We start from the raw sequence: 17,149 nt of genomic DNA on the forward strand, positions 1-17,149 counted from the left end.
GATGCACCCGCAACTTCCGGCGCACCCCTTCCTCTCGAAATTCCGGCCGCTTTGATTATTTCAGCTTATCCAGCGCGGCCTGGGCGGCTTGCTTGTTTTTCTCGATCGTCGCGGCTACGGATTTGTTGTCCTTGATGATATCATCCATGATCGCATAGAACGGGAAGTCCGGAACGCCTTCCTCCAGCGAGAGACGGCCGGTTCCATTCACGTGTTCGATCGCCATCTTGATGTCGGCTTCGTTCTTGAAGCGTCCCTCGAGCCAATCTTGGCCCAGGTACTCTTCGGTTTGCGGCAGATCCTGCATCTCTTCGAAAATCTGGTACACGATTTTCGGATCTTTTACGCCTTTCGGAATAAAATAGCCGTTTTGCGCCGTGTTGGCGTAGGTGTATTTGCCGTCGCTCTGCGGACCGGCCGGAATCGGCACGATGCCGACTTCGAACGGGAGGTCGCCCACATTCCAGTCATAGTTGATGGACATCGCAACGTCCCCGTCCTTAAACGTGTTCGTCTCGTTCCAGTCCGTCTTGTTTCCGGTTTTCACCTTTACGACGTTTTCGACGTTCCAGACGCGATTGACGAATTCGAGCGCTTCCGTCAGCTTCGGATCGGAGAGGCCCGACGACAGGTCCTGCTCGTTTACGAACACCGCTCCGTTCGATACGCCAAGGTGACGGGCGGCATCCGCCGGCCAACCGGCATAACCCCAGGAGTCGACTTTGCCGTCGTTGTTCGTGTCGCGCGTCGCTTGCTTCGCCAATTCGAGGAACTTGTCCCAATTCCATTGACCGCCGTTATAAAGCTCCTGGGGATCCTGAAGTCCCAGCTTCTTGAACAGGTCGCGATTGTAGTACATCCCCACGGCGGAAACGAACGGCGTACCGAAGGAATATTCCGTTCCGGCGATCGCAGGCAGTTTCGTGACGCGCTTCTGCTCGTTGTTGATGTCGTTCGACTCCTGCGTGAATTCGCTGAGCGGAAGCAACAGCCCTTGCTTGACCGGCGCCAGCGCGCGCTTGAACTCGATCATCGTAATGTCCGCCATCGGCTCGCCTGCAAGTATGGACGTCGTTAATTTATCCAGGTACTCCGCGAACGGGATGTTCACCCATTCGATTTTGACGTTGTATTTTTTCTCCAATTCCGCTCTTTTCTCTAGAGCGGCTTTCTCCCCTGCCGTTTTCCCCTCGATATCTCCCCACCACGCGGAGATCTTGATCGTGCGGCCGCCGAGATCGACCGGAGCGGGCTCGGGCTCGTCTGATGGCGAAGGAGATGCGGAATCTGAAGGAGAAGCCGGGGTGGTAGCGCTTGCATCGGAGCTTGGAGAAGCGCTGCCTTCGCCGCCTTTACTACCGCTGCACGCTGTCAAAACAAGCATGAATGCAACTAGAAGAAGTGAAAGTGCTTTCATTTTTCTCAATTGCAAAACCTCCCATTGGATGTTTGCCGTGCACTTGACTCTCGGCTATTGAGACCGTGGACGTCAATGGACCCGGTCTTGCCGATATCCCCCCGAGAACCCGCTTGCATATCGATCCGAAAACCTCCTTCACCACCACCGCACGATACTATTTTTTGGATAACTTCATAACAATAATATCACCTATCCCCTATATCATCAATTTGTTTTTTGGTTTTATAATAACTTTATTATGGTATTATCATTATTTTGTTATGTTTCATTAGTATTATGTTATTTTTATTTGTTTTCTGTCGGTTCGTGACGCCCGAACAGCCAGCGGCCGCGAAGTCCCGTCGGGATTCGCGGCCGCTGGTGAAGGAGGGGGTGAAGACGGAGGGCAAACGAATGAGGGGGAAGCTCCCCCTCAGGAAACCGGCGAATTCGTTTGCGGAGAGCCATACATGTCTCGGACGATCACGTCTCCGTAGATCAATTTTCTTTCGACGGCCGGGCCGCGGTTCAGAATTCGCCACAGCAACTGGTCGACCGCCCGCATGCCGAGCAACTCCTTGTCCACGTTGACCGTGCCGAGGATCGGATGCGTGTCGCAGGTATTGTCAAAGCCTGTTACGACGCAATCGCGCGGAACATCGAAATGTTGTTTGCGGAGTTCTTCAATCAAATACCTGGCATTCGCGTCATGGGAACATACGAATACTTCCGGCAGCTCCTTCGGCTTCCATTTCGAAAACAAAGCATACATATCGCCGGCATCCGAACCGATCAGCTCCGGCTCCTGGTTCAACGCGATCTGGTAGCTCTCCAACACGGTTCGATAGGCCAGCCATCGATCAAAAAAACTAGGGGCATCCTTAATATTGCCGACGAACTGAAATCTACGGTAGCCTTTGCTGACGAGCTTCGTTACAAGCTCCCTCATGCTGCTGAAGTTATCCGTAAAAATGGTGTCGCAATGGAATGCCGGATCGCTATGGTCGACCATGACGACCGGGATATCCATTCGCGCGATGTCCAGCAAGATTTGCGTCGAGATCTCGCCGATCGTTACGATACCTTGTATCGCCTCCGGCTTGAGCAGGGTGAACAGATGGTCGCCGGAAGGCTCGGTTAGCGTCATGATGTCCAGGCCTCTCTGCCCGAGCCTTGCGGAAACGCCGTCGAAGACGGCCCCCCAGTATGCGGACTCCTTGTTCTGGTAGCGGATATTCGGGAACAGGACGACAATCATCCCTTGCCGCTTGCCGTCGTCGTATTCGCGCAGCTCCCCTGCCGGCCCCGGCGGCTCATTAAGTTTGAAGTAGCCGAGTTCTCCCGCGGTTTTCAATATCATTTCCCGTGTCTGAGCGCTCACGCCGCTCTTGCCGGACAGCGCGCGCGACACCGCGAACTTGGACACGCCCGACATGTCCGCGATGTCTTGGATCGTCACTTTTCCCCTTATTCTGGACATCTCAATCTTCATCCTTTATCGTCATTGAGTATATGTCGTTGTACGCCTGCGCGCCGTACTGCGCGATCACGATTGGGCCGTTCGATGCGGAATCGCGTCCGAACCGCTCTTCGGGAAGAAACAGGGCGATCTCTCCTGATGTAAATTTTGTCTGCTCCAATATACATCGTCCAGGTCTTTCTCCGCAATAACCGCGACCGGTTGATGCGGGTATACCGCTGCACCCTAGAATCCCGGACGAGATACTCCTGCCCGAAGAGCATGCCGAGCTGTGCCAGCGAACCGTCCGCCGCCATCGCCTCATACAAGCCGTTTGCGGCACCCTTCGATGGCGGAACGACATTAACAGCTTAATCATAACAAAACGATTCGCGTTAGCAAATTATTTTATTAAAATTGCACCTATTTGTTATGCGTTCGTTTGGAACCATTCAAAAATACGTTCTGCGGCTTTCACTGCCCATAACCCGCGCAAGAACACAACCGTGGATCAAAAAAACGGCACAGGGACGAGATCCCTGCACCGTTATTTTTTGATTTTTAGCCGCTCTTTTTAAATCCCGAGAATCCTGGTTTGATTATCGAATCGCCGCCGCCTGGATCGCCCCGTACGCCCAATGCGTCGCCGGCACATCCGCGTAGCGCGGCTCCTCGCCGGTCTCGGCCGCGCGGCCGATCAGCTTGTTCAGGACGACGGCCGCCTCGGCCCGGCTGAGCGCCCGTTCGGGATGGAACGTGCCGTCCAGGTAGCCGGTCATCAGGCCAGCCGCTCTCACTTTGCGAATGTCCATCTGCGCCCAATGGCCGACCGTATCGGAGAAATCTTCGGCGGACGCGTTAGGGCTAGCAGACGTTAGCAGCCGCGAAAGGATCGCCGCCGTCTCCGCGCGGGTGATCGGCCGGTCCGGCCGGAACGCACCGGCCGTGTCGCCGTTCAGGATGCCCAGCGCGACGGTACGGCGGATCGCCTCGCCGGCCCAGTGGCCGTCCGGAACGTCGGAGAAGCTCGCCTTGGCGCTGCCTGTCGTCCCGTCGACCAGCCGCGAGACGATCGCCGCCATCTCGGCGCGGGTCAGGCTCGCGTGCGGCTTGAACAGCCGGCCGGCGTAGCCGGACAAGTACGGAACGTTAAGCAGTTGCAAGGCCGACGGTTCCGGCTCCGCCGCTGCTTCGTTGCGCACGATCGCGATGGTGCCGCCCGCAGATGCGTCAAGGCCGAGGTAACGAACGCTCGCGCCCGCTTCCGGCTCCTGTACGCGGCCGTTGACGAGCTCCGCCTGACCGTCGCCGTGCTCGAAATAGAGGCTCGCGTCGGGCGTTCCCGCCGAATCCGGCATGGGCAGCGCCACCGTGAAAGAACGCTTCTGCGGAGCGGAGATCGTGACGGGAACGCCGACCAGCGCGCGTTTGCCTGCGGCCGCCCCCGTCCCGGCGAGCTGCGTGCCGTTCGCGCGCCGCTCGAGGTTAGACCGCTCGTTCGCGTCCCGGACGGACGCGACCGTGAACGTCAGCGCCTCCGCCGACTCCCCGAGCGAGGCGGCCGGTACGGACAGCCGCGCTTCGGCCGTGCGGAACTCGAGCGCGATACCGGCGCCCGAGAGCCGGTTCGCCGCCGCGGCAGGCAGGACGACCGACAACCGCTGGGCCGTCTTATGCTTCTCGGGCATGACGATCGCAAGCCGGCTCCATCCCGCCTGCTTCAGCAGCGCGGCGGCTTGCTCGGCGAACGATTCCGAGAGCGCGACGGTATCCTGTACCCGCCCGTCGGCGGCCGTCTTTCGCACGACTTGCAGCGTGCGCGCTTGCCCTTCGCCTACCGGCACGTCGATCGCGTAAGTCTCTTCCTGGGACTGGATGCCGCCAGCGCTGCCCGGGGTACCTCCGCCGCTGCCTGGCGTATCGTCTCCGCCTCCACCTCCGCCAGGCGTCTCTCCATCGCCGTTTTTCTTCGCCTCGAAGGCGAGTACGGCATCATGCAGAGCCGTGACGGCCGCGTCCACCTGCGGCTGCGTCGAAGCGGCGCCGTCGCGGACCCCGGCGGCCGCGGCGATCGCCATCCGTAGCGCCGCCTTGCTCCCGGCTTCGTATTGGCCGCTCGCGCCGCCCTCCACCGCGGCGTCGTGCTCCTTCTGCGCGGCGGCGATCGCCACCGTCAGCGCCGTCAAGTCGATGTCTACGCGCTTCGCCTCGAAGGTGGCGACCGCTTCTTCCAGCGCATCCAGCGCTGCATTCACTTGCGCCTGGCTCGCTTTCTCGTTGCCGCGCACCGCGGAGGCCGCGTCAATCGCCTCCTGGAGCGCCGCCTTGGCGCCCGGCGCATACTGCCCGTTCGCGCCGCCTTCCGTCGCGGCGTCATGCTTCGCCTGCGCGGTCGCGATCGCCTCCGTCAGCGCCGTCAGTTTGACGTCGACGCGCTTCGCCTCGAAGGCAGCAACCGCCTTCTCCAGCACGGCCTGCGCCGCATCGACTTCCTCCTGCTCCAGCCACGGCTTGTCCGTTACGGCTGCCGCGGCATTAATCGCCGCCTGCAGCGCCGCTTTGGCGCCCGGCGCGTATTGACCGTTCGCGGCGCCTTCCGTTGCTGCGTTATGCTTCTCCTGCGCGGAGTGGACCGCCTCGAGCAGCGCGTCGAAATCGGCCGGCGCCTTCTCGACCAAGCTCACTTCCGCGAACTCGTACTCGTCTAAAAGGTACGAATCGCCGTTCGGATCGCATAATTGCAAGTAGGCGTTGGCGTCCATCGTCGGGTTGTCGGGCATGGTGAATTCGTCGCCGCCCGCGCTGTCCGACAAAGCCAATTCATAGGTATGCCCTTTGGACAAACTCGTCCCGATCGGAAGCACCGCCTCGATCCGATAAATGTCCGGATCGACGCCGCTTGTCACGGCAACCGCCTCGGGGTGGATCACCGTTTCTCCGCCCACCTCCCGGACGACGAAGTCGCTTTTCTGGATGTTCGCCTTCTGAAACGTAGGCGGGTTCAGCGATTCGCTCGGCCAGTCAAATATCAAATACGTCCCGCCGTCGCTCGTAGGCGTAAAACGGACGATCCCTTCGCCGGCTCGAAGCGAATGCCCCGCCTCCAGCTTCATCCGCAGCGTCGGCGGCTCCTCGAACGTTCCCGGCGTCCTGTTGACGACGGAGAACGTTTCCTTACTTACCGCGTTTCCAGCTTCGTCGGTCAGAGCCGAATCCGCCGTGAACGCCACGGTCACTTCGTCGAATTTGGCAATCGGATCCTGCAGCAGCACGAGGGCATTCGGCTCGTTTTGAACCGGTACCGCGAACGAGAGCGGTACGGAATCGCCGTTGACGCGCACGTCGATATCCGAAGCCGTCAAATTTTCGGGGTGCTTCAACGGTTCGGTCCACGTTAGGAACATAGTTTCCCTCGTTACGGTCGCCTCCGAAATGCTCGGCCCGGTTCGGTCGATCGTAAACCGGACGGGCTTCGTGCTCCCTACCGTAGCCGTTCCGTCCGAATAGTTGACCTGGTAATAGATTTCGTACGTCCCGTCCTCCTGCAACGCCTCCGTCTGCCACGCGGCCAGATCTTCATGGTACGTGCCGCCCCCGCCGTCCGTCAGCGGCATGTCGACAGGAAATCCGTCCGTCCACGGGTTTGCCGGATCGTCCGTCAAATACCGGCCGTCACCGAGCCTTTGAATGCGGTAAGTCGCATCCTCGAGCAAGTCGCCGTCCGGATTCAGCACGGAGATCTCCAGTCTCTCGAGCGCCTGGAGCACGCTCCCGTTGGTCGGCGAAACGCCAACGATGCCGACGCTGCCGACCGCCGCCTTCGCCGCCGACGGGACGCCGACCGCGGCGAGCGACACCGCGAGCAGCCATGCCGCCGTGACCCGCAGCCATCGCATTCCTCGAATGCCCTTCCGATCTCCTTGCCCTTCCGTTTGGCCTTTCTTTTTCATTTTCCTAACGCTCCTTCGACAAAATCGCCAACCGTGTCGAAGCGTAACATGCGCCGCTCTCAAAACGCTCTCAAAACCGCGGCACTCTATTCCCTTCCTGGCGTCTTCGCGGAAGAGGACGATACGTCGAGACGGGGTGACCTGCCCCGGCCCGTCCGATTGTGCGGTAAATTTTACTGCTCTTCGCCCTCCCTGCGCCAGGCGTTAATCTATCTAATCCATAAAAAAAGAGGCCCTCTAACAGAGCCTCCCCCTTGCCTTTCAGATCATGCCGCCCCGGGCCGTCCGTCTCCGTTCCAGCTCCCGGTTGAGACTCTCCAAGCCTTTGCGCATCGCCCAATCGTGATTCGAGCGGAAGATCGGCTTCATGAACCACGACAGCCGCTTGAGCAGCGGCTTCTCGGCGTTCACGTACCAGTCGAAGCGGGCGTTGACATACTCCCCGTCCTGCTCGAATCTCCACGTCCCCCGACCGGCCAGGTCGCCCGACGCTTTAAGCGATAGCGTGCGAGGAGCGTCTTCGTGCGTCTTGCTGGAGAACCATCTCAGCTTGTAGGGAAGCTTCCCCCGTGAGAGGAGCGCATACCTCTCGTTGCCCGTCTCCTCGTCAACGCCTTCCGCCCGGATGTTCAGATACACTTCGGGCCACCACCGCTGATAGTCCAGGAAGTTCGAGCATACGTCGTAGACTTCCTGGATATTTCCTTTGACGCGCCATTCCGTCGGCATGAAATATTCGTTCGCTTTCATCCCCGCACCCCGTTCGAATGTGTATAAAGACGACTATGAACCCTATTCCCGTCCGGGGACCGCCCCCGCCCTCCGTCATCTCAACTGCTGCGCCCATCTCCGCAGTTCCGCCGGAGGCTCGATGCCGAGTTCGTCCGCCAGCAGGCGCTCGTAGCCTTCGAAATGGCGAAGATACGCTCCCGTCTCTCCGGCTTCCGCGAACAGCCGCAGCAGTTCCGCGTTCATCTCTTCATCCAGCGGCGCCTGGCCGAGATAGAGACGCAGCGTCTCCTTCGCGGACGCCGAATCTCCGCGTTCCCGGTACCAGTCCGTCAACATTCGGACGAGCGAAGCATACTGCGAGGCGGCTTCGGATGCCGCGCTCGCGCTCCACGGGTAATCCCTACCCCCGAACAAGGCGCCGCGGTAGGCGCGGAACCGCCGATCGGCCTCCGGCGCGTTCCTCCCGTCGACCCGCGACGCGGACGCCATCAATGCCCGAAGCTGCCCCCAATCCGATAGCGCAGGAGACGCCTCGAATACATACCCTTCGTTCGTATGGGTCAGCGATACCGAGATCCCCGCTTCTTTTAGCGCTTTTTTGAGCCGGTAGATCGTGTTGTGCAGATTGTGGAGCGAGCGATCCTCCTCCAAGTCCGGCCACAAGAGGTCCGCGAGCCGCCACTTGTCCGTCAGCCGGTTCGGATAGGCGAGGAAGTAGGCGAACAGCTCCTCCGTCTTCCGGGTAGGCCAATTCATGAGCCTCCCGTCCGCCCCTCGCGTCTCGAAAGTGCCCAGGCAGCGAACGGCAGGTTCCCCGGTTCCCGCGGACGGCCGCAGGGCGGCGCGCATCTCGCGGTTGTGGACGAGCCGGGGGACGACCCGCTCCAGATCCTCCGGCGCGACCGGCTTCAACAAATAGTCGACCGCGTGTACCCGGAACGCATCGACAGCGTAACCCGGATAGGCCGTCGTAAATACGACCTGCAGCTCCTCGTCGACCTCCTTCAGCTTGTCCGCCAATTCGATGCCCCCCATCTTGGGCATCTCGACATCCAGGAACGCGACTTCCGGCTTCAGTTCCCCATATCGGGCCAGCGCTTCTAGCGGACTCGTAAACGTACCCGCCACCTCCAGCAACGGATGCCGGCCGATGAGCCTTTCCATGAGATCCAACGTCGGTTTCTCGTCTTCCACGATCATGACGCGCAGCATGCGGCACCTCCTTCGCTTAAACCGTTCGCCCTATTTGCCGATTCGCCGATTCACCGGTTTACCCCACTCCCGGCAGTGACGACCCTTCGATCTTCGGCAAATAGACGGTAATCTTCGTTCCCTGCTCCAGCGCCGAATCGATCGCGATGCTCGCGCCCGGCAGCGTCGCGAGCCGCTTGCGGACGTTCGTCATCCCGATGCCCGCCCGTTCCGGCCGATCCCCGGAGCGAACCCGGTACAGCACGTCGTCCGGCATGCCGACGCCGTCGTCGGCGATCTCGAACCGGAGGTACCCGTCCCCGTCCCACACGGACAACGTGACGGTGCCGACGCCGTCTTTCTCGAACAGACCGTGCCGAATGGCGTTCTCGACGAACGGCTGAATCGTCAGGAACGGAACATAGTACGTCTCGAGATCCGGATCGATCTGCAGCCGGTAGACCAGCCGGTCGCCGAACCGCGCTTTCTCGATCTCCACGTAGGCCCGGATCAGCTCGAGCTCCTGCTTCAGCGGCACCTGCTGCGCACGGCCGTCCCGGTCGAACACCATCCGCAAATAGCGGCTCAGCACGGACAGCAGATAAGCGGCCTTTTCCCCGTCGGTATAGCAGAACGAGACGATGCTGCTGATGGCGTTGTACAGGAAATGCGGCTTGATCTGCGCCTGCAGAAACGCCATCTCGCTCGCGATCGCTTGATCCATCGACGACTTCATCGCGAGCAGCGTCCGCACTCTCGCGGCGAGCGTCTTCGGATCGAACGGCTTGGCGATGAAGTCGTTCCCGCCCGCCCGGAAGCAAAGCTCGATATCGTGAAGCGAGTCCTTCACGGTCGCGAAGAGGACCGGCAAGTCCAGCACGGATCGGTTCTCCCGCACGGTACGGCACAGGTCGATGCCGGACATCTCCGGCATCATGACGTCGAGGATCAGCAGGTCGATCCGCGGGTTCTCTTCCAGCTTGCGCAGCGCCTCCGTCGCCGAGAAAGCCGACAGCACGTTGTACTCGTCGCCAAGCAAATTCAGCAGGATCCGGACGTTAGCGGCCTCGTCGTCGACGACGAGCACCGTGTGCGCGCGGTCTTCGCCTACGATCTCCAGCCGGGCCGGTTGGACTCGGTTCCCGCTCTCCGCGGCGGCTGCTACCCAAGCCTCGGCGGTCGGACCGTCAGCCGGCGCGGTCGCCGGCAGCGTGAACGCGATCCTCGTGCCCTGTCCCGGTTCGGACCGATCCACCCAAATCCGACCGTCCATCCGCTCCACCAGCTTGCGGCTGATATAGAGGCCGAGCCCCATGCCGGTATACCCGTCTTGCGCCGCTTCCCGTTCGACCTGCTCGAAATAGCCGAATACTTCCTCGTGGCTTTCCGGGGGAATTCCGATCCCGGTATCCTCCACCCAGACGGTCGTGAGCCCGCCCTCCGTCTCCGCGCCGACCGTGATCCAACCCCGCTTCGTATGCTTGATCGCGTTGTGAATGAGATTGTACAGCACCTGCCGCAGCCGGTTCTCGTCGGCCAGGACGCACGCGCCCGGCGCGATCCGGTTCTCCCACCGCACGTCCTTGCCGGCCAGCTCGAACTCCAGCACCTGGAACGCCGTCTGCGCGGCGACGCGCAGGTCGAGCGCGGCCGCCTGCAAACGCAGGTCCCCGTGCTTCAGTTGGACGACGTCCACCAGATCGTTCACGAGCGCCGACAGCTTCGTCGACGTATCCTGGATGAGCGACAGTTCGCTCCGCTGCCGGTCGGTAAGCTGGCCCGCCTTCTCGTCCAGCAGAAACGCGGCGATGTTCTGAATGCCGTGCAGCGGCGTCTTGAGCTCATGCGACGTATTCGCGAGGAACTCGTCCTTCAGCTTGTCCCGCAGGATCAGCTGATCCGTCAGCTGCTCGGTCCGATTCATCGCATTCGCCAGCCGCAGCGCGAGCAGCGCGTTCATGAACGCCAACACGGCGAGGAACGAGATCTGCCGTCCGATGTCCGTCTGCACGAGGCTAAGCGAATAGAGGACCCCGAACAGCAGGATCAGCGCGACGGAGACGAGCACCCCGATGAGCAGGACGGTCTCTTGCCTTCCGAGCCGCCCGTCTCGCTTCGCGAACAACCGGATCGCGCGGTACAAATAGAATGCGGCTACCAGCGAGGCGTAATCCCATGGCAGGTTGCCGAGGCGGTAGTCCGGGTACGGCACGACGACGACGGCCGCCAGATAGACGTAGATCGGCGCCAGCAGCACGAGCAGATGCTTGCGATTCAACAGCTTGGCGTCCAGTTGATGAAGGAAGATGCCCAGCAGCACGATGTTGGAGAATCCGCCGAGGTCGTACAGCTTGCTTGACGCCCAATAGGGCAGTCCCGGCAGCAACTGCAGCGTCAGCTTCTCGCCGCCCGTCACCATCAGCACCAGCATCGTTAGAAAATAGAGCGAGCTGTACAGGTATGCCCTGTCCTTCAACCGCAGCACGTAGATCGTCATGTGGTACCCCGCGAACAACAGCAGGATGAACAGGCCGCAAAATTCGGCCGAGAATTGAATTCTGTCGATCAGCAGCATGTCCGATTGGAGCCCGAGTTGGACGTCCTCGAAGCCCCCGCCGATCGGATTCGCGAAGTTCGCCGATTGCAGCACGATGTCCAGCCGGCCGCCTTCCGCCCGGGCGAACGTCATGTACGGCTTGTTTTCCTTCACATAGTCTCGTTCGTTGTCGGACACGCGGCCCTCTCCGCCGACGAGATGTCCGTTCACGTAGAGGCGGTGGGCTCCGTTCACGTTCGGCAGCCGGATGCCGTAGCCGAGCTCCTCGTCCTTCACCTTCACGGTTAACCGGTACGTGCCGTATGCGGTCCGGCTCGCTTCGTCGACGGGGCTGCCGCCGTACCACGCGTTCGGGATGGTCGCGTACGGAGCGGACGGAGGAGGCACCCGGCCGGTCCTGAAGTCCTCCGGGGAATACAGCTTCAGCGGATAGAAGCTCCACTCCCCGTTCAGCAAGACCGTCCGCTTCGTTCCGAACTTCCACTGGCTCAGATCAACGGCACCCTGCCGCGCCTCCGGCGCCGACTTGTCCGGCACCGTGTAGTCGTTGATCGCCGCGAGCAGGACGAACGATAGAATCGGGATCAACATCAATCCAAGCGCCCGATACGCCAAGGGCCACCTTTTCCATAGGCCCTTCATTCCGTCTCTTGCCGAACCGTCCGCCATCCTTCGCGCCTCGCCTCTCGTCCCCGTTTGTCCCGTTCCGACAGCATATCTTGCGCCGCTCTCAAAACACTCTCAAACGCTATTATGACAAAAAGGAGGCGGCTCGCCTATCGGAAATTGTCGAATTATCCAGCGGGGCAGATCTCTCGCATCTTGGACGTGCCGGAGGCGGGAATGGGCAGCCGGATTGCGGATGGGGAGAGCGGATTGGCGTCGGAGATAACCCGTTTCGGCGNNACCCGTTTCGGCGGTTATCGCACACGGATCCGGGCCTCCGGAGGCGGAGATAACCCGTTTCGGCGGTTATCGCCAGTGAATTCAGGCCTCCGGAGGCGGAGATAACCCGTTTCGACGGTTATCACCCGCGGTTTCGGGCCTCCGGAGGCGGAGATAACCCGTTTCAACGGTTATCGCACACGGATCCGGGTCTCCGGAGGCGGAGATAACCCGTTTCGACGGTTATCGCCCGCGGTTTCGGGCCTCCGGGGCGGAGATAACCCGTTTTGGCGGTTATCGCCTGCGGTTTCGGGCCTCCGGAGGCGGAGATAACCCGTTTCGGCGGTTATCGCCCGCGGTTTCGGGCCTCCGGAGGCGGAGATAACCCGTTTCGGCTATCGCTCGCTGCCCCCACGCAAAAGCCGCACCGGCCGGCAGATGCATTCTGCTGATCGATGCGGCTTTTTCATCACTTTCTATCTCGCCTTGGCATACCATTCCCGCAGCACGCGTTCCGCCTGTTTGCCGTGGATGTCGAAGCCGGTGTCGGCCGCGGCTTGCTCGGTCGGGTAGAGCTTGACGCTCCAATCCCACCAGAAGAAGCCGGAGAACCACGGCTCGTCCCAGAACGCCCGCAGCACCGAGCCGTAGAAGTTCGCCTGCTCCGCCTCGCTGGCCGGCAGCTCCGCGTGCGTGAAGTCCCACGGCATCGTCGCGCATCCCAGCGCGCTGCGGCACCCGATCTCCATGAAGACGATCGGCTTGCCGAACCGTTCGTGCATCCGGCGCAACTTGTCCCGCACCGGCAGCCAATTCGCGAACATGGCGTCCTCGCTCTCGCCCGGCGCCTTCGCTACCGGATAGTACGCGCTCGTCCCGATCAGGTCAACGAGATCGAACCACGCGACGCCTTCTTCCGAGCCGTGATTGGCGTTGTAGACGAGCGGTCCGCTGTAGACCGTTCGGATCCGGGCGATCAGCGCCTCCCAGTGCGCGGTCTTCGGCTCGGTCTTGACCATCTCGCAGCCGATACAGAACATCTCGCAGCCGAGCTCCTCTGCGATTTCTGCGTAATGCCACAGGAAGTTGCCGTACGATTCGAACCAGGCATCCCAGTACGGCTTCGCCCCGTCTTCCTCCGGGAAACCGATGTGCGCCCGCCAGATACCATCTTTGGAGTTGACGACGGGCTTCAGGCAAACTTTGAGCCCTAACGCCTTGGCCTGCTTAATCGCGTGTTCGATGTCCCGATCGGTCATCGTATGCCCATAATCGAACGGAATCTCCGTCGAATGGGTATTCGCTTGAAGCGTATAGAACGACAAGGCGATCCACTCGCTGCCGGTTTCCTTTAATTTGCGCAGGGAATCCAGCGCGTAGGGCTGGCGATAAGCGCCCCTGCTGCTGTTCCAGCCGTATGTCATCCCTTTGATAAACGCCGTCGCGCTCACAAGCAATCCCCCGTTCCTTCTGGTCTTCCCCTTCCGATTGGCAGGAATGTTCCGCGCCCGAACGTATGGAACGAGTTCCACCCCATCCGCACCCTAGTGATTTGCTTTAGTGAGCCCCTTTCGCCTCCAGGAGAAATGCCTACGATTACCTCCCGTACGTTTTCCAATCCGGCAGCTCGCCCAGCGTCACGACCCGCTTGTGGTTGTAGACCTCCACAAGGTGCTCCAGGCTGTTCTTCTTCCCGTCGGTCAGGAAGTCGCCTTCCCAGGTACAGAACCAACTCCATCCCGCGCCGTACGCGTCCAGGAGATCTGGATCGGGGATCGGTCCGTTCTCGGTCAGGGCGACCAGCTTCCTGCCGCCGCCCAACGCGTTCAGACGATCGTAAGATGCGATCACCGGACCGTAATCCCCGTCGGGCGGATACGAGTCGCAGCTCACGATGTCGACGGCGTCGTCTCCCGGATACCAATCGGGATCGATCGAGTTCCAGATCCAGATCAGATTGTTCAGATGATGCGCGTTCGTCAACCGGTCGTAGACGAGGCGGTACAGCTTCTTCGCCGGCTCGGGTCCCTTGGCGCCCCACCAGAACCAGCCGCCCTCCGCCTCGTGCAGCGGCCGGAACAAGACCGGCACCTTGGCTTCCTGCAGCTTCTGCAGCTGTGCGGCGATCGCGTCGATATCGCTCAGCAGCAGCTTGTAATCTTCGGAGTCCGGATGGTCCATCGCATAGGCGACATCGAAGGTCGTCGCATCCGCGTAGAAGCCTCTCCACCACTCCTTGCCGGATTCGTCGATCAGATCTTTGGGCGCGTTCCAGTGCCAGGCGAACGTCACGATGCCGCCCTGTTCATGCCAGGCGATCGCGTTCTCGATCTCGCTCGACTTCGCGCCATGCGCGACGCGCGTCGGCGAATAGTCGATCAGGTCGAAGCCGACGACGGCCGGTTTCTTGCCCGTCTTATCAAGGATCCAAGACACGTTGTCGTACCCCTGCTGCCCCGACAGGATGCGGTCCCCGTCCTGCTCGCGGAGATACCGGTACAGCGCCGTCGCTTCCGCGGATGCGTTCGGGTTGACGAGCGCCCGGTTCAGCTTGCGCGCCTTGGCCTTCGCCGCGGGTTGCACCTTCAGATAGTCGATGTCGTACCAGCCCCAGTTTTTTAAGATGGTTAATCGATTCTCGCCTTTCAGCAGCAAGACCTTGCCTGCGGGCGCTTCGCCGAATGCGTTGGATGCCTTCAGCGGGATATCCCCGGCTGGCTGTTCGTTCAACTGGAGCGAGAGCGTCTTGTCGCCATTGGGCGCCCGGTAGCCTAGCGCGATCTGATAGAGCCCCGCCTTCGGCGCAGAGACGCGGAAGGTCAGCGAATCCCCGTCCTGATCGAAGCCCGTCACGTACCCGGTACCGGAGTAACCCGATCCCGAGGATGCCGGCTCCGTGCCGCTCATCTCCGCGGCCTCCGCTTCGTAGAAGGTCGGACGTACCGTCTTGTCCCCTGCGTAGGTTCGGTACGCGAGCGCGCCGCCGATCGCGGCGAGGATCAATACCGAAGCGAGTATGAGGATTCCGTTGGGTCGTCTCATCCGGCTGTTTGCCTCCTTTGGACTGTCACCTCTCGAAAATAACACGGATCTCGCCGGGTAAACACATGACGGATTGCACCTTTTGCGGGATCGGCGCCCTATGCAGGAGCCATGAAACTTCAGGCGGACGTCGCATCCGAAGGGTTGCGCCACGAAATTTGTTTGTCATTCGCCATATCGTATGTTAGAATCGTCTTACTTTTAGGAACGGAGGGTTACGTGTGATAGACTACATCCGAGTTCGCACTTTGCGCGCCCAATGATTAGCGCCGAAGCTCTGCCTGCGTGCAGGGAACTCAGATTAGGTCTGTCCACACTCAAGCATAAGCGGCTTCGTCTCCCCGGCGGGAGAGGCGATGCGTCTTATCGTTGAAGGTAACCCTCGACGAGAACGGCAGAATGCGCGAGCGGATCGCGATCCGCCCGGCCCACGCCACCTTGAGTATGAACGCCATCGCGAACGGATCGCCGGCTGTGCGATTCGTCGTCCTTGATCTGAAGACCTTGAACGCAGGCGGAAGACGCCTGTGTTTTTTGTATGTCATGCAGAATTTATAAGTTTAACGCCTAACCGTTTCTGTATGACCGTCGATAAAGAGAGGATGATGGGATTTGGCAGAACAACAGAATCAGAATGAATCGGCAAGAGCGATCATCGTCGGGGTCCACCTGCAGCAGCAGCCCGGCTTCGAATACGCGCTGGAAGAATTGAGAAACCTGGCGGACGCCTGCGCGATCGAAGCGGTCGGCGAGCTGAGCCAGAAGGCGGAGCGCGTGAACCCCGCCCACTACATCGGCGCGGGCAAGCTGGAGGAGTTGAAGGCGCTGGCCGAAGGACTGGACGCCTCGACGATCATCTTCAACGACGAGCTCTCGCCGTCGCAGATCCGCAACCTCGAGAAGGCGCTTGAACGCCGGGTCATCGATCGGACGATCCTGATCCTCGACATCTTCGCCGAGCGCGCGCAGACGAAGGAAGCGCAGCTCCAGGTCGAGGTCGCGAAGCTGCAGTACATGCTGCCGCGGCTGGTCGGCCTGCGGGAGTCGCTCGGACGGCAAGGCGGCGGCGCCGGCCTGAAGAACCGCGGCGCGGGCGAGACCAAGCTGGAGCTCGACCGCCGGCGCATCGAGGAGCGGATCGCGCATCTGCAGCACGATCTGGAGAAGCTGGTCGCGCGGCGCCAAGTTCAGCGCAAGCAGCGGCAGAAGAACGAAGTTCCCGTCGTCTGCCTCGTCGGCTACACGAACGCGGGCAAGTCCAGCCTCATGAACGCCGTGATGGAGACCTACCACCCCGGCTCGAACAAGCAGGTGCTGGCCAAGGATATGCTGTTCGCGACGCTCGAGACGTCGGTCCGGAGCGTCGCGCTGCCCGATCGCAAGACCTTCCTGCTCGCGGACACGGTCGGCTTCGTCAGCCAGCTGCCCCACCATCTGGTCAAGGCGTTCCGCTCCACGCTGGAGGAAGTGTCGGAAGCCGATCTGCTCGTTCACGTCGTGGACTGCGCCAATCCGGAATACGAGCAGCACATCGCGGTCACCCAAGAGACGTTGAAGGATCTGGGCGCGAACGAGATTCCGGTCGTCTACGCGTACAACAAGTCGGACCTGACGGACCAACGCTATCCCCGGACCGAAGGGGACGTCGTCTACCTCTCCGCCGGCCGGCGCGAGGGCATCGAAGAGCTGGTGCAGTCGATCCGGGACCATGTCTTCGGCGACTACGTGGAGGGCGAAGTGATCATCCCGTACGATCAAGGCCGTCTGGTCGCCTACTTCAACGAGCACGCCCACGTGCAGGAGACTGAGTACGAGCCGGGGGGGACGCGTCTCAAGTTGACCTGCAAGCTCGCGGACTATGAGAAGCATCGGGAGCTGTTCGTCGAGCAAGGGGAAGCGTAACCGGCTGATCGGTTCCAATCATGAACGAAATG

The 17,149-nt window shown here is 61.0% G+C and carries 10 protein-coding genes; 1 reads left to right on the forward strand and 9 read right to left on the reverse strand.

Going from position 1 to position 17,149, the window contains the following annotated elements; translation table 11 throughout:
• Positions 1-55: 55 nt before the first annotated feature.
• The 9 genes from H7C19_RS23100 to H7C19_RS34420 all read right to left on the reverse strand — a co-directional run bounded on the left by H7C19_RS23100 (position 56) and on the right by H7C19_RS34420 (position 15,670).
• The gene (locus tag H7C19_RS23100) at positions 56-1,384 is read right to left on the reverse strand and encodes an ABC transporter substrate-binding protein (RefSeq protein ID WP_246469697.1); all 1,329 of its coding nucleotides are present in this window, start codon (positions 1,382-1,384) and stop codon (positions 56-58) included.
• Between the two features lie 448 nt (positions 1,385-1,832).
• On the reverse strand, positions 1,833-2,879 hold the full coding sequence (locus H7C19_RS23105) for a substrate-binding domain-containing protein (RefSeq protein ID WP_221469422.1): 1,047 nt from the start codon (positions 2,877-2,879) through the stop codon (positions 1,833-1,835).
• Between the two features lie 578 nt (positions 2,880-3,457).
• Positions 3,458-6,808 carry an S-layer homology domain-containing protein gene (locus tag H7C19_RS23110; protein ID WP_185671437.1) on the reverse strand — a complete coding sequence of 1,117 codons (3,351 nt, stop codon included), beginning with the start codon at positions 6,806-6,808 and terminating at the stop codon, positions 3,458-3,460.
• A gap of 261 nt (positions 6,809-7,069) precedes the next feature.
• Entirely contained in the window at positions 7,070-7,558 is a 489-nt protein-coding gene (locus H7C19_RS23115; RefSeq protein ID WP_185671438.1) for an SRPBCC family protein, read from the reverse strand.
• Between the two features lie 75 nt (positions 7,559-7,633).
• Positions 7,634-8,752, reverse strand: a complete 1,119-nt coding sequence (locus tag H7C19_RS23120) for a response regulator (protein ID WP_185671439.1) — start codon at positions 8,750-8,752, stop codon at positions 7,634-7,636.
• A gap of 58 nt (positions 8,753-8,810) precedes the next feature.
• Positions 8,811-11,903: a hybrid sensor histidine kinase/response regulator gene (locus tag H7C19_RS23125; protein ID WP_221469423.1), complete on the reverse strand. Its 3,093-nt coding sequence runs from the start codon at positions 11,901-11,903 to the stop codon at positions 8,811-8,813.
• 746 nt (positions 11,904-12,649) lie between these two features.
• Entirely contained in the window at positions 12,650-13,624 is a 975-nt protein-coding gene (locus H7C19_RS23130; protein WP_446681760.1) for a glycoside hydrolase family 113, read from the reverse strand.
• A 145-nt stretch (positions 13,625-13,769) separates the two neighbouring features.
• On the reverse strand, positions 13,770-15,215 hold the full coding sequence (locus H7C19_RS23135) for a glycosyl hydrolase (RefSeq protein ID WP_185671441.1): 1,446 nt from the start codon (positions 15,213-15,215) through the stop codon (positions 13,770-13,772).
• 317 nt (positions 15,216-15,532) lie between these two features.
• The gene (locus H7C19_RS34420) at positions 15,533-15,670 is read right to left on the reverse strand and encodes a hypothetical protein (protein ID WP_221469424.1); all 138 of its coding nucleotides are present in this window, start codon (positions 15,668-15,670) and stop codon (positions 15,533-15,535) included.
• 157 nt (positions 15,671-15,827) lie between these two features.
• On the opposite strand from H7C19_RS34420, the gene hflX reads away from it, so the two are divergent.
• The gene (gene hflX, locus H7C19_RS23145) at positions 15,828-17,117 is read left to right on the forward strand and encodes a GTPase HflX (protein WP_185671443.1); all 1,290 of its coding nucleotides are present in this window, start codon (positions 15,828-15,830) and stop codon (positions 17,115-17,117) included.
• Positions 17,118-17,149: the final 32 nt, after the last annotated feature.

It is taken from the genome of Cohnella nanjingensis, from assembly GCF_014212125.1.
Lineage (GTDB): Bacteria > Bacillota > Bacilli > Paenibacillales > Paenibacillaceae > Cohnella > Cohnella nanjingensis.